The organism is Streptococcus orisasini (assembly GCF_001431045.1).
Classification (GTDB): domain Bacteria; phylum Bacillota; class Bacilli; order Lactobacillales; family Streptococcaceae; genus Streptococcus; species Streptococcus orisasini.
Map to the genome: position 1 here is coordinate 16,034 of NZ_BCLE01000025.1, position 15,060 is coordinate 31,093.

10 protein-coding genes and 1 riboswitch are annotated in these 15,060 nt (G+C 39.7%); of the genes, 9 read left to right on the forward strand and 1 reads right to left on the reverse strand.

The genetic code is table 11. The features are described 5' to 3' along the window. Positions 1 to 6 precede the first annotated feature (6 nt). Together recR and SCSH_RS04655 are read left to right on the forward strand one after the other, a co-directional pair. Positions 7 to 606 carry a recombination mediator RecR gene (gene recR / locus SCSH_RS04650; RefSeq protein ID WP_003089271.1) on the forward strand — a complete coding sequence of 200 codons (600 nt, stop codon included), beginning with the start codon at positions 7 to 9 and terminating at the stop codon, positions 604 to 606. Positions 607 to 741: 135 nt separating this feature from the next. Beyond that, positions 742 to 1,788 carry a D-alanine--D-alanine ligase gene (locus SCSH_RS04655; protein WP_057490727.1) on the forward strand — a complete coding sequence of 349 codons (1,047 nt, stop codon included), beginning with the start codon at positions 742 to 744 and terminating at the stop codon, positions 1,786 to 1,788. 55 nt (positions 1,789 to 1,843) lie between these two features. Here the strand turns inward: SCSH_RS04655 and SCSH_RS04660 are convergent, their stop codons facing one another. Next, the gene (locus SCSH_RS04660; RefSeq protein ID WP_057490728.1) at positions 1,844 to 2,404 is read right to left on the reverse strand and encodes a folate family ECF transporter S component; all 561 of its coding nucleotides are present in this window, start codon (positions 2,402 to 2,404) and stop codon (positions 1,844 to 1,846) included. A gap of 46 nt (positions 2,405 to 2,450) precedes the next feature. After that, positions 2,451 to 2,540: riboswitch (THF riboswitch) on the reverse strand. A 242-nt stretch (positions 2,541 to 2,782) separates the two neighbouring features. Here SCSH_RS04660 and SCSH_RS04665 point away from each other — a divergent pair. The 7 genes from SCSH_RS04665 to SCSH_RS04695 all read left to right on the forward strand — a co-directional run bounded on the left by SCSH_RS04665 (position 2,783) and on the right by SCSH_RS04695 (position 14,762). Further along, entirely contained in the window at positions 2,783 to 4,165 is a 1,383-nt protein-coding gene (locus tag SCSH_RS04665; RefSeq protein ID WP_057490729.1) for a UDP-N-acetylmuramoyl-tripeptide--D-alanyl-D-alanine ligase, read from the forward strand. Positions 4,166 to 4,215: 50 nt separating this feature from the next. Further along, the gene (locus tag SCSH_RS04670) at positions 4,216 to 5,388 is read left to right on the forward strand and encodes a hypothetical protein (RefSeq protein ID WP_057490730.1); all 1,173 of its coding nucleotides are present in this window, start codon (positions 4,216 to 4,218) and stop codon (positions 5,386 to 5,388) included. Positions 5,389 to 5,440: 52 nt separating this feature from the next. After that, positions 5,441 to 6,118 (forward strand): YwaF family protein, encoded by a 678-nt coding sequence (locus tag SCSH_RS04675; RefSeq protein WP_057490749.1) that lies wholly within the window; start codon positions 5,441 to 5,443, stop codon positions 6,116 to 6,118. 200 nt (positions 6,119 to 6,318) lie between these two features. Continuing rightward, positions 6,319 to 7,863, forward strand: a complete 1,545-nt coding sequence (locus SCSH_RS04680; RefSeq protein ID WP_057490731.1) for a peptide chain release factor 3 — start codon at positions 6,319 to 6,321, stop codon at positions 7,861 to 7,863. A gap of 406 nt (positions 7,864 to 8,269) precedes the next feature. Beyond that, positions 8,270 to 8,743, forward strand: coding sequence for an Rrf2 family transcriptional regulator (locus tag SCSH_RS04685; RefSeq protein ID WP_057490732.1), 474 nt, complete (start codon positions 8,270 to 8,272; stop codon positions 8,741 to 8,743). A 365-nt stretch (positions 8,744 to 9,108) separates the two neighbouring features. After that, complete coding sequence (locus tag SCSH_RS04690; protein WP_057490733.1) at positions 9,109 to 9,537, forward strand: YjdF family protein; 429 nt, start codon at positions 9,109 to 9,111, stop codon at positions 9,535 to 9,537. A gap of 500 nt (positions 9,538 to 10,037) precedes the next feature. Then, positions 10,038 to 14,762 carry an antigen I/II family LPXTG-anchored adhesin gene (locus SCSH_RS04695; RefSeq protein WP_057490734.1) on the forward strand — a complete coding sequence of 1,575 codons (4,725 nt, stop codon included), beginning with the start codon at positions 10,038 to 10,040 and terminating at the stop codon, positions 14,760 to 14,762. Positions 14,763 to 15,060: the final 298 nt, after the last annotated feature.

Genomic DNA, 15,060 nt, shown 5'->3' on the forward strand with positions numbered 1-15,060 from the left:
AAAAGAATGCTTTACCCAACTCCCATAGCTAAATTGATTGAAAGCTTTACCAAGCTTCCCGGAATTGGGATTAAAACGGCGACACGTCTAGCCTTCTACACAATTGGCATGAGCGATGAAGATGTTAATGACTTTGCCAAAAATCTTCTGGCTGCTAAGCGGGAGCTGACTTATTGTTCAGTTTGTGGCAATCTGACCGATGATGATCCTTGCAGCATTTGTACAGATGACAGCAGGGATAATTCGACCATTCTCGTGGTGGAAGACAGCAAGGATGTGTCGGCTATGGAAAAAATTCAGGAATATCATGGCCTCTATCATGTTTTGCATGGTCTCATCTCTCCCATGAACGGTATTGGTCCGGATGATATTAATTTAAAAAGCCTTTTGACGCGCCTGCGAGACAATAGTGACATTACTGAAGTTATTATCGCAACCAATGCAACAGCAGATGGGGAAGCAACGGCTATGTATATTTCCAGAGTGCTAAAACCAGCTGGAATCAAGGTCACACGGCTGGCCCGCGGGCTGGCAGTCGGTTCTGATATTGAATACGCTGACGAAGTAACTCTCCTGCGTGCCATCGAAAACAGAACAGAATTATAGTAGTGCTTTTTTCCGGCAGACGCTGCACCTTTTTGCTTGGTTAATTGTTAAAAAGAACCTTTTCAATATTTTTTGAAAAGGTTCTTTTTTTATGATATGATAAATGAAAAATGAGAAAAATAGAAAAGGTAGTTTATGTCAAAAGAAACACTGATTTTGTTATATGGTGGCCGTTCTGCTGAGCGTGATGTCTCGGTTCTCTCAGCTGAGAGTGTCATGCGGGCAGTGAATTATGATAAATTCTTGGTCAAGACTTATTTCATCACCCAAAAAGGTGATTTTATAAAGACTCAGGAATTTAGCAGTCAGCCTTCAGATTCGGAAAAATTAATGACCAACGACACTCTTGTTCTTTCTCAGAAAATCAAGCCTAGTGATATTTATGAAGAAGGAGCTGTCGTTTTTCCTGTCCTTCATGGACCGATGGGAGAAGATGGCTCGGTTCAAGGTTTCTTGGAAGTTTTAAAAATGCCTTATGTGGGTACCAATGTGTTGGCTTCTAGCGTAGCCATGGACAAGATCACTACCAAGCAAGTTTTAGAAAATGTCTCTATTCCTCAGGTGGCCTATGTGACCTTTATTGAAGGGGAAGACTTAGAAGCTAAACTGGCTGAAGCCGAAGCTAAACTGACTTATCCAGTGTTTGTCAAGCCGGCTAATATGGGCTCAAGCGTAGGTATTTCTAAGGCCAGTCATCAAGCAGAGCTGAGAGCAGCAATTGAACTTGCTTTGAAATATGACAGCCGCATTTTAATTGAACAAGGTGTCAATGCGCGTGAAATCGAAGTCGGCATTCTAGGAAATAAGGACGTTCAGACAACCTTGCCTGGAGAAGTGGTCAAAGATGTCGCTTTTTATGATTATGAAGCTAAGTATATTGATAATAAAATTACCATGGCTATTCCAGCTACGGTTGATGACAGTACGGCCGCAAAAATGCGCTCATACGCTGCGACAGCTTTCAGAACTTTGGGAGGCTGCGGTTTATCGCGCTGTGACTTCTTTTTGACAGCTGAGGGAGATATTTTTCTCAATGAACTAAATACCATGCCTGGCTTCACCCAGTGGTCCATGTACCCTTTGCTTTGGGAAAATATGGGACTTACTTATCCGGAATTAATTGAAACACTAGTCCAGCTGGCAAAAGAAATGTTTGCCAAACGAGAAAGTCATTTAATTTAATCGGCTATAATAAAAAATCAGAGATGGGATGGTTCTCTGATTTTTATTTTTATGGTTATGTTTTATGAATTAGTTTTTGTAATTCAGGAATTCGCTGCAGCTGCGGAATAATGGTCATAATCACAAGGACACGAATGGGAATCTCAAAGATTTTTAACCAGCGGCCAGCGATAAACTGAGCAATAATGGGTACACCGTAGTAAATTTGGATGAGCAATGGTGTAAAAATGAAGCTTCCGACAAGCATAATGACAGTCGTTGCTAAACTGACATGAAGCCAGTCTTTCCGACAAGTCCAGCTTAAGGATTTTCCATAGAAAAAAAGTCCATACAGCAGTCCTTGGAAGGCTTCTACAAGAGTCCACCAAATGATAAAATTACCGGCATTGCCTGAGAGAGTGTCCACAATGTCAAGCAGCCCTAGAGTTATGAAACTCCAAATAGGTCCAGCAATCATTCCGATAATAGTATTGGGAATGAAGGTCAGGCTGACTACCAGCTGCTGAGGAATAATGGGAATGGATAGTTTCCCAATGATAAAGGACAAGGCAATGGCCATAGCAAGGGTGACCAGACGTTGAACAGTTAATTGGGGAAGTTTGAAAAATGATAACATAGTTGCTCCTTAATATAAATGGAGCTGTTCATCAAGTAAACTTGAAAACAGCGGATGCAATGATTTACCGCGCGTTAGCTTCGTTGTGTGACAACATCCCATTCACACACACTTGACGCAAATCATCTACTCTGTGCAAATTAACTTTGCTTTTTTATCCAGTCAGAAAGTGATATCTCAGCCAAAAAATCCAGAAACAAAAGTTGATTCTTGTTTTTTAGATTGGCTGAAAAACATTGCCATCTAGGCAATGAACAATCACCTAATTAGTGGATAATACAATATTATACCACAAAGATATTTGTTGGCTAGTATTTATGGTATAATGGGCATAGTGATTTTAAATTAAATTAGAGTTTTCCTAAAAAGGATTTATGAATGAAATTAAGTTTATATGAGGCAGCCAAAGCTGTTGGTGCCAAAAATGATGTGACCCATTTTGAAGATCTTGATCTTCATCAGATTGAATTTGACAGCCGGAAAATTGTGTCAGGCGATCTTTTTTTACCGCTTAAGGGTGCGCGTGATGGCCATGATTTTATTGACATAGCCTTTGCAAACGGCGCAGCTGCTGTTTTTTCAGAACAAGACTTAGCTGGTACAAACCCCTACATTTTGGTTGATGACTGCTTAAAAGCTTTTCAGGATTTGGCTCAGTATTACCTGAAAAAAATGCGTGTTGATGTGATTGCTGTGACAGGTTCAAACGGCAAGACAACGACCAAGGACATGATTGCAGATATTTTGGCCAGTACCTATAAAACTTATAAGACCCAAGGTAATTACAATAACGAAATTGGCCTTCCTTATACGGTTTTGCATATGCCGGATGATACTGAAAAAATTGTTCTTGAAATGGGACAGGATCACCTTGGTGATATTGCGCTCTTATCTAATCTAGCTCATCCGCACATCGCTGTGGTGACACTGATTGGTGAGGCGCACTTAGAATTCTTCGGCAGCCGGGAAAAGATTGCCCAAGGAAAAATGCAGATTACGCAAGGAATGGACGGCCATGGTATTTTGATTGCACCGGCTGACAAGATTATCAATCAATTTCTGCCGGATAATCAAAAGGTTATTCGTTTTGGCTCTGACGCAGATATTTATGTGACAGAATTAGAAGAGCACAAAGATTTTCTAACCTTTAGCACTAACTTTTTGGAGCAGAGGGTTACCTTGCCTGTTACTGGCAAGTACAATGCTGCCAATGCTATGATTGCTGCTTATGTAGGCAAGCTGCTGAATGTGTCGGAAAAAAAGATTATTGCTGCCTTGTCTGAACTTCAGCTGACCCACAACCGTACTGAGTGGAAAAAAGCTGTCAATGGGGCAGACATTCTTTCAGATGTCTACAATGCCAATCCGACGGCCATGCGTTTGATTTTGGAAACTTTTTCGGCCATTCCAAGTAATGAAGGCGGTAAAAAAATTGCCGTTCTGGCAGACATGAAAGAGTTGGGGCCGGATTCTGTTCAGATGCATACCAATCTGATTACCAGTTTAAGTCCTGATGTTTTGGATACTGTGATTTTTTACGGGGACGATATTGCTGATTTGGCCCAGTTAGCCAGTCAGATATTTCCGCTGGGCAAGGTTTACTATTTCAAAAAGACAAAAGATCAGGATCAATTTGAAGAGCTGCTCAAACGGATTAAAGAAGTCTTGCAGCCTGAGGATCAAATCTTGCTTAAAGGGTCAAATTCAATGAATTTAGGCAAGGTCGTAACGTTTTTGGAGGCAGGTGAACTGCTGTCTTAATTTAATTATCAGACAGTAGTCTAGTTTGATAAATATTTTTGGAGAAAAAAATGAATTTAATAAAAGAACAGTGGCGCTTTTTCTTAGAAAATAAAAATAAGGTTTACCAGTGTTTTTATACGATTGCACTTATAGCTGTCGTTTATACATATTCTTTTAAACGTTATATGGTAGATGATACTTATGTAGAATTTACTTTGTTTTCTCTGTTGCTGAGCCTTGTGACCTTTATCTGGCATCTTTATTTGCATAAATGGTCAAAGGAAAACTTATTTGCCATAATTGCAGTAGCTATCTGTTTGGTCTTACTGCCTTCTGAGTTTTATTTGATAGATTTTGCTCCGGATTTTTCCCTGCTGTCTTTTTTCTTGCTGTCCGTTTCGGTTGATCCCAAGCAGCCCAATCTTGTTGCGATTATTTTTTATGCTAAAATTCTTTTAGCTATTGGAATTTTACTGTTTTACATCAGTGGCAAAATACCAGATGTTACCCTTTATAGGCCTGACAAGCATCTGGTTCGCCATTCTTATGGTTTTATACATCCCAATTCCTTGAGTATGTTTATCATAAGTTTGTTTTATGATTTTTCGCTCATGCGTAAAAAGATAGTGCCGGTATCTGAGGTTCTATGGCTGATTGTCTTAGGCCTTCTGGTTTTTTCAATTACAGATTCAAGGACAGGCCTTCTTATTTTTGCACTTATCTTGGTTACCTCCTTGTTTAAAAAGCAGTTGCTGGCTTACAAGATATCAGGAAAATTTGTCTTTCAATCAATTGTTACGGTCTTTGTGCTTGGTACTCTAATTTCCTATTTTTACCAGTCTAAGTCGGCTGTTTTTGATTTTTTAAATTCAATATTGTCCGGCCGTCCGAGAAATGCTCATGCCTATATCAAGGCTTACGGCTTTAAACTTTTACCTAGACGGGTTCCAGATCTGCACTATGCAAATGGCAGCAGAATCTTTAATGAGAATTACTATGTTGATTCTCTTATGCGTCAAGGAATACTGGTTTATCTTTTGTTTCCAATTATGATTGCCCTGCAGACTTTAAAGAAACGATTTACCCTTTACCATTTTATCTTGATTTTATCAGCTTTTCTGATAGCAATGGTCGAAGATTATGGTGTCAGTCTTGGTATTTGTACAATTTTACTGTTTAACTATTTTGCAGTTCCTGATCAAACATCGTATAGCACGGAAGAAATTCAAGATCTGAATTAGGCAGAAAGCTAAAGAGTAAGTTCAAATGTATAAAATTAAAAGAAAGTTTATGATGAAGGCATTTTTAACTTCCCAGCAGACTCAGCCGCCCGAGATTTCTCTTTTATGGTATCTTGTGATGATGGCTGTCTTGCTTTTACTGATTTATACTTCTGTTAAGTATTACCAAAATCCTATTTATGTTAAGACCTTTAAGCTCTTTCAGGCTTTTCAGTTGGTGGCGCTCTATACTTGGTATGGGTTTGCAGCTATTCCCATTTCTAATAGTCTGCCGCTCTATCACTGTCGTCTGGCTATGTTTGCTCTTTTACTGCTGCCTGACGGGACCAAGCTAAAGCAGTATTTTGCCTTGATGGGGGCAAGCGGAGCTATTTTTGCTTTAGGTTATCCTATCATGGATGCCTACAATTTCCCTCATATTACTGCTTTTTCGTTTATTATCGGCCATTATGCCCTATTGGTTAATGGCTTGGTTTATCTGCTTAACCATTATGAAAGTCGTCTTCTTAGCCGATATAGCATTATTGCTTATACATTGAGCCTCAATCTTTTTTTGGTTCTTGTCAATAAAGTAACTGGCGGCAACTATGGAATTCTGCGCTATACCCCTTTTATCACTCAAAGTGCTTTATGGATGAAGTATTTGGCCGTTTCCATGGTTTTAATAGCCATGCTGCTGCTGATTGATGAAATTTTCAAAAGAGTGAAAGAAAGAAAATTTGTTCTTTAAAGAATTTATAGACAGAAGAGTCCGTTAAAGATGTCCTTCTGTTTTTTATAGCAGCAGAAGGTTTGAAGATGATTGAAAAAAAGCTGAAAATTCAGTATACTAATAAGGCTGATATGCTAAAAATTTCAGGATTCATCATTGAACAAATCAATGCCTGACAAGCATCAAAAAATGTGTATGATAAACTAAAAAGAGGACTTATGACTTTACAAGACGAAATTAAAAAACGCCGCACTTTTGCTATAATCAGTCACCCGGATGCCGGAAAGACGACCATTACTGAGCAGCTGCTCTATTTTGGCGGCGAAATCCGTGAAGCAGGAACAGTCAAAGGGAAAAAAACAGGCACCTTTGCTAAATCAGACTGGATGGACATTGAAAAGCAGCGCGGTATTTCTGTGACCTCATCTGTTATGCAATTTGATTATGCGGGCAAGCGTGTTAATATCCTTGATACACCAGGGCACGAAGACTTTTCAGAAGACACCTACCGAACCCTCATGGCAGTGGATGCCGCAGTCATGGTTGTGGACTCGGCTAAGGGGATTGAAGCACAGACCAAAAAACTATTTGAGGTCGTTAAACATCGCGGAATCCCAGTCTTTACCTTTATGAACAAATTAGACCGTGATGGCCGGGAACCGCTGGATCTTCTGGAAGAGCTCGAAGAGGTGCTGGGGATTGCTTCTTATCCGATGAATTGGCCAATTGGCATGGGAAAATCTTTTGAAGGCCTCTATGACTTGTATAATAAACGTTTGGAGCTCTATAAGGGTGATGAGCGTTTTGCGGATTTTGCTAAAGGTGCAGAACTTTTTGCCAACAATCCTTTTTATGAGCAGGTCTTAGAAGATGTCGAATTGCTGCAGGAAGCCGGCAATGAATTTTCAAAAGAAGCTATTCTAAAAGGAGAACTGACGCCCGTCTTCTTTGGCTCTGCCCTGACTAATTTCGGCGTTCAGACGTTCTTGGACTCCTTCTTGGAATTTGCGCCAGAACCGCATGGACATCAGACGGCTGATGGCCAGACGGTTGATCCGCTTAACAAAGATTTTTCTGGCTTTGTCTTCAAAATTCAAGCCAATATGGACCCTAGACACCGTGACCGGATTGCCTTTGTCCGTATTGTATCGGGTGAATTCGAACGTGGAATGTCAGTCAACCTTGCAAGAACCAAAAAGAGTGTCAAACTGTCAAACGTCACCCAGTTCATGGCTGAAAGCCGGGAAAATGTCACCAATGCTGTTGCTGGAGATATTATCGGGGTTTATGATACAGGAACCTATCAGGTCGGAGATACGCTCACAGTCGGCAAGAACAAATTTGAGTTCGAACCCCTGCCAACCTTTACTCCAGAATTATTTATGAAGGTGGCTGCTAAAAATGTCATGAAGCAAAAGTCTTTCCATAAAGGCATTGAACAGCTGGTACAAGAAGGAGCTATCCAGCTCTATACAAATTATCAAACGGGTGAATACATGCTAGGAGCTGTTGGTCAATTGCAGTTTGAAGTTTTTAAACACCGCATGGAGAATGAATACAATGCAGAAGTTGTCATGACTTCAATGGGCAAAAAGACTGTCCGCTGGATTAAAGAAGAAGACCTTGATGAGCGCATGTCCTCCAGCCGCAATATCTTAGCGCGTGATCGTTTTGATCAGCCTGTTTTCCTCTTTGAAAACGACTTTGCCCTGCGCTGGTTTGCGGATAAATACCCGGATGTTGAATTGGAAGAAAAGATGTAAAAAATAAGCTGTCCTATCAGATATCTTTCTGCTTCATAATTTCTGTGAAAGGAATAGTTGAACTGTTGAATTTTTAAGAGGCCTGATTTCTAAAGTTTTCCTCATTCAGGCCTCTTAAAGTTTTTCTAGAATTTTTGAAGGAGCATCCACTCCTTCATATTTCTTCAAAAATAAAAATGTAATAAGAGCAGTAATACTCAATAAAAATCAAAAATAGATTAGGCGACGAGTTGCAGGCTATACCAGAATACGGCAAAGTGAAGGCAAGAACCTATAGTTTTGATTTTTGAAGAGTATAAAAGTACGGTCTTTAGAGTTGCCGTTTTTTAAGTGACTGTTGGTTGGAATAAAAATGTTGTTGTCTTTTGTAATATAATAGTGAAAATCAATTAAGAAAAGAGTGAAAATGAAACAGTCCGTACAATTTAGTGATGCCATTCATATCATGGTTTATGTGGCCTGTACCAATAATCCTGATTTTTTAAAAAGTGAAATGATTGCCTCCAGCATCAGAACCAATGCTTCTAATGTTCGTAAAATCATGGGTAATTTAAGAAGGGCTGGTTTGATTATCAGTCAGCGTGGTAAGGCACAACCACGATTAGCAAAAGATATCTCAGATATCACCCTATTAGATATTTTTGCGAGTCTGCCTGTCGAAAAGACCCTGCTGCAAGTAGACAAAAATACTAATGCTAACTGTATTATTGGTGGTAGCATTCAGGAGGTTTTAACTGCCAGATATCAAGAAATACAAGAAGCAGCTGAAAAAGTAATGGCAAGTATTACCTTATCAGATATTATGGCAGATTTCTCGCAAATTGTTGTACAAAGACATCCTGATTTTACTGAGGAGGTTAGGCGTTTTTTACCGGACTAAACAGCTATAGCAGTCCTGAAATTTACAGGAAATTTTCATAAAAACTGTAAAATGCTGAAGAATCGTTAAGCAATAAAGAAAAAAAGCTGGCTGTGTTCGGCTTTTTTTCAGTTTTCTGGCAGAAAATTGCGGATTTGTTTAGCCTTTCCTAGATTTCTCTGATAGAAAATGTAGATACTTAAGTGAGAAACTTTTGCTTCTACTCTGTTTTTGCTACAATAGAAGTGGTATAAAAACACATTGCAGTTGGTAGTCTGCAAGCATCATTAGATGTCAGTAACCTTCCCTCCAAGGTCGTCCCATACCAAATAGTTATCATTGAACAAGGGTTAAATTTCCTTGTTTCTTAGTTTGGAGGGACTGGCATGAAAATGACAGTTTATTTTGACGGTGCCTTTTGGGCAGCCTTGGTAGAATATACTGATGCCAAGGGTCGGTATAAGGCCTTTCGCTATGTCTTTGGTAAGGAACCCAAAGATGAGGATGTCCTTGCTTTTATTTATGGAGATTTGGGGAAATGGCAGAGCAGGTATGCTCATATTGACACACATATTGAGGCAGGCAGCTCAGCTCTTTCGCCAAAGAAAAGCAATCCTAAGCGCATGCAGCGAGAAATTAATAAGGCCAAAAGAAGACCGATTGTTTCGACCAAAGCGCAACTGGCTATGCAGAAAATTCACGACAGCCTGAAAAAAGAGCGTAGTTCTCAAAGTAAACAGGAACGTGAAGCGGTCAAAGAACTTAGGTATCGGCAAAGGCAGGAAAAGCGCCGTCAGAAGAAAAAGGGACACTGATGTGTCTTGAAAAACGAGTTCAGCAGAGCTCGTTTTTTAGATAGGGCGAGTTACATTTCAAATTTTTGTTAAAGTTATATTAAATTATATTTCTGTTTAGTTACAACAACGACTAGGATGATATTCTTTGATAGAAGGTAAGAAAAGAAGTAGAAGGCCACTAATGGATCAGCTAGGTATCATAATACAACGACATTCACCGCTACCTTATCATTAACTAATGATGTTAAAAAAGCATTATCATACAAATTAAAATAAAAAAAGTTTCCTACTTTTACTAGAAATGGAATTGGACAGGTGTTTATACAGATTCAAAAAGTCTTGATCTTGCATTTAAACATATAGCGTAAAACAGGACAGTTAAGCGATTTTTTGAGATTATAGTACTAATTAGTAAAAAAATGAGCAAAAAGCTTGACACTTCAAATAATAATGGTACAATTATATTCGTTGTATGTTACAAAAATGTAATTTTTATTACAACTAGAAGAGGAATAGAGATGAAATTTAAGAAAACTTTTGGTTTTCGTAAGAGTAAAATTAGTAAAACATTATGTGGAGCTGTTTTAGGAACTGTTGCTCTTGTATCTTTTGTTGGTCAGCACTCTTCAGCTGATGAAGTAACAGAAACAAACAGTAATGTTGAAACTGAAGCTATTCAAAGAACAGAAAATCCTGCAACAAATTTATCAGAAGCTCAAGGACCTGCCAGTCAAGCAGCTGAACAAAACCAAGCACAAGCAGGACAAACCGAAGGAGAAATACAGGTCTATGTTCCAGCAACAGAGTTGGAACAAGCGGTTAAAGAGGCCTACCAAGCAGGTGTGACTGTTGAACAGGATAACGGTGTGGACAAAGGGACCGTTCAGACCTCTGATGAAGCAGCTGCAAAGCAAGCTGAGATTACAGCTGACTATGCTAAACAGACCGAAGAAATTAAGAAAACAACTGAAGATTACAAACAAAAAGTTGATGAGCATAAGGCAGAAGTTGAAAAAATTGATGCAGAAAATAAAGCTCTTCAGGAAAAGTATGAAAAAGATCTAGCTGCTCATAACGCTGAAGTTGCAAGAATCAACGAAGCCAATGCTAAAGCCAAAGCAGATTATGAAGCAAAGTTGGCCCAGTATCAAAAAGATTTGGCTGATGTTCAAAAGAACAATGCAGACAATGAAGCGGACTATCAAGCTAAGAAATTAGCCTACGAAACTGAATTGGCCCGTGTGCAAAAAGCCAATGCCGATGCAAAAGCAGCCTATGAAAAAGCTGTTGCTGAAAATACAGCCAGAAATCAAGCGATTGCAGCAGCGAACGAAGCTATTAAACAGCGCAATGCTAAAGCCAAAGCAGACTATGAAGCCAAATTAGCCCAGTATGAAAAAGATTTGGCTGCTATTCAAAAGAACAATGCAGACAATGAAGCTGACTATCAAGCTAAGAAATTGGCCTATGAAACTGAATTGGCCCGTGTGAAAAAAGCCAATGCGGATGCAAAAGCAGCTTATGACCAAGCTGTTAAGGACAACAAGGCTAAAAATGCTGAGATTGCAGCAGATAATGAAGCTATCAGACAGCGCAATGCGGCTGCCAAAGCTAAATATGAAGCTGATATGAAGCAATATGAAGCCGACTTAGCAGATGTTCAACAAAAGAACAAGGATAATGAAGCGGATTATCAAGCTAAAAAGGCAGCCTACGAGCAAGAATTAGCTCGTGTGAAAAAAGCCAATGCGGATGCCAAGGCAGCCTATGACCAAGCTGTTAAGGACAACAAGGCTAAAAATGCTGAGATTGCAGCAGAAAATGCAGCTATTAAGCAGCGTAATGCACAGGCAAAATCAGATTATGAAGCCAAATTAGCTAAATATGAAAAAGATTTAGCTAAATATCAAAAAGATTTGGCTGAGTATCCTATCAAAAAACGGGAATACGAAGAGGAACAAGAGCGAATTAAAAAAGCTCTTGAAGAACTTGAGAAGCATAAGAACGAAGATGGTAACTTGACAGAACCATCTGCTCAAAGCTTGGTCTATGATCTTGAGCCCAATGCTCAGTTATCTGTTACCACAGAAGGATCATTCCTCAAGTCCAAAGCTTTGGATGAGTCTTTGGAAAACACTTCTTACTATAAAAATAAGCAACTCTATCTGGACAGACTTGATGTCACTAAGCTAGAGCAAGCAGATGATGTCACTGATAAGATGGAACTTTACGGTAATATTGATGACAAATCGGACTGGGAAACCATCATTAATGGTAAAGAAGAAGTTAAATGGGCTTCTGTCCTTCTGAAACGTGGTCAAAGTGCAACAGCTACCTATACGAATCTTAAAAATTCTTACTACAATGGTAAGAAAATTTCTAAGGTAGTTTTCAAGTATACAGTTGACCCAGCCTCGACTTTCCAAAATCCAAGCGGTAATGTCTGGTTGGGAATCTTTACTGATCCAACTCTGGGTGTTTTTGCCTCAGCTTATATGGGTGATGGACCTACCGAAGACCAAAACAAGATTGAGACACACACCTCCCTCTTCATCAAAAATGAATTCACCTTCTATGATGAGGACGGCAATCCGATTGACTTTGATGATGCCCTCTTCTCAGTAGCGTCATTAAACCGTGAGGCTAACTCCATTGAGATGGCCAAGGATTATACTGGTAAATTCGTTAAAATTGCTGGCTCATCTGTCGGTGAAGATAATGGCAAGGTTTACGCGACCGAATCAGAAAACTTTAAACAAGGTGTAGGTGGTTCTAAACATACCATGTATAAACGCAACGGCGAAGAAGGTTCTGGTTGGGATTCAGCTGGAGCGCCTAACTCATGGTACGGTGCCGGAGCTATCAAAATGTCTGGTCCTAATAATACGATTACCCTGGGAACAATTTCTTCAACTGATGTTCTAGGTGAACCTGATGCTAATGATCCACGTTATGCAGAAAAGACAGCAGGTAAAAAACCAAATATCTGGTACTCTCTCAACGGCAGAGTCCGTGCGGTAAATGTCCCTAAAGTGACCAAGGAAAATCCAGAACCGCCAGTAGAACCTACTAAACCAGAAGAACCTGTTTACGAGATTGAAAGGGAATTGGATCCAGCACCAATAGAACCAAACTATGATCCAGAGCCAACACCGCCGACTCGTACGCCGGATCAACCGGAGCCAAACAAGCCGGATGAGCCTAACTACGAAGTAGAAAAGCCATCCGAACCAGCACCGGTAGAACCCAAATACGATCCAGAGCCAACACCACCGACTCGTACGCCGGATCAACCGGAGCCAAACAAACCGGATGAGCCTAACTATGAAGTAGAGCAGCCTCAGGAACCAGCACCGGTAGAACCCAAATATGATCCAGAGCCAACACCACCGACTCGGACACCAGATCAGCCGGAACCAAACAAACCGCAAGAGCCAAATTATGAGCCAGAACCGACTCCACCAACGCAGCCGATTCTAAAACGGTTCCCAGATGATCCAAAAGCTCCGACAGTTCGCTTCCGCTTTGCTTACTTTGTTGTTCAGCCACAAATCAATAAAGAAATTAAAAACTCAGATAATGTTGATATTGACAAGACTTTGGTGGCTAAACAATCTATCGTTAAATTTGAACTCAAAACAGCAGATTTGCCAGCTGGTCGTGAAGAAACAACTTCATTTGTTCTATCTGATCCGCTTCCAACGGGATATCAAATTGATCTGGAAGCTACCAAGGCTGCAAGTCTAGGATTTGATGTTACTTATGATGATAAGACTAATACCGTGACTTTCACAGCAACAGCTGAAACTCTAGCTATGCTTAACAAGGACTTTACCAAGTCTGTTAAGGCGCCATTCCCAACTGTTGTTGGACAGGTTATGAACGATGGTGCAACCTACAGAAATAATTTCACGCTGATTGTCAATGATGCTTATGGTATCAAATCAAACATCGTTCGTGTAACAACCCCAGGTAAACCAGAAGATCCAGACAATCCAAATAATAACTACATCAAACCGCATAAGGTCAATAAAAATAAAGATGGTGTTGTCATTAACGGTCAAACAGTCCTTGCAGGTTCAACCAATTACTATGAGTTGACTTGGGACTTGGATCAATACAAGGGTGATAAATCATCCGCTGATACCATCCAAAAAGGATTCTTCTATGTAGATGATTATCCAGAAGAAGCTTTAACCTTACGTCCAGAATTGGTCAAAATTGTAGATGCTAACGGCTCTGCCGTTTCTGGTGTCAGCCATACAGCTTATGCCAGCCTTGAAGCAGCACCAGAAGCTGTTCGCAGCATGCTGCAAAAGGCTAAGATTCAGCCAAAAGGTGCTTTCCAAATCTTCACAGCCGATGATCCTAAAGCCTTCTATGATACTTATGTTGTCACTGGTATCAACCTGACAATTACAACGCCGATGACTGTTAAAGCAGAAATGGGACAAAGAGGCGGTTCATATGAAAACAAGGCTTATCAGATTGACTTCGGTAACGGTTATGAAGCAGACCTTGTTGTCAACAATGTACCTAAGATTAATCCGAAAAAAGATGTGACTCTAACACTTGATCCTGCTGATACAGCAAATGTTGATGGCCAATCAATCTCACTCAACCAAGTCTTTAATTACCGTTTGATTGGTGGTATTATTCCGGGCGATCATTCTGAGGATTTGTATGAATACACTTTCCGTGATGATTATGATCAGTCAGGTGATGCCTACACCGGTCAATATAAAGTATTTGCTAAGATTGACATCACTCTGAAAGATGGTACAGTTCTTAAAGCAGGTACAGACTTGACAGCTTATACGACAGCAGATGTTGATATAGATAATGGCATTATTACAATTGCCTTTAAGGAAGACTTCCTGCGTTCTGTTGCTTTGACTTCTGGCTTCCAAGCAGAAAGCTTTATCCAGATGAAACGTATTGCCGTTGGTACTTTTGAAAATACTTATGTCAATATTGTCAATGGCATCACTTACAGTTCAAACACAGTAACAACAACAACGCCAGAGGATCCAAAAGATCCTAATCAACCACCGGTTCCGACTCAAGATGGTAACCGTATTGTGACATCAGTGACTTACAAGACCAAGGAAGCAAACCCAGCACAAGAATTGCCAGTGACAGGCTCTCAAGATAATAGTTATATGCCTATTTTGGGACTTGGAGCGATTTTGGTTAGTCTTGGCTTGGTGAGCAGCCAAGGTCGAAGAAAAGAAGAAGAGTAAAAGAATTAGAAAAATACTTAGTAATAAATTCTATTAACAATCTTCAGTATCTTAATTAACAGACACAAGTAAGTCCTACTTTTGGCGTCTGCCGGTTTAGACTTGCTTGTGTTTTTGACTATCAGTGATTAGCTGGTAAGTAATAACTAGCTTCTTTTAAAATGATAGATGAGCATTATCGGATGAATCATTAAAACATATGATAATGATAATATAGTATAGTTGATTAGTTCCCGATAAAATGATACTATGGCATCAATGTAACAATTGTTTAAATAAGGTTACCTTAAAAACTACA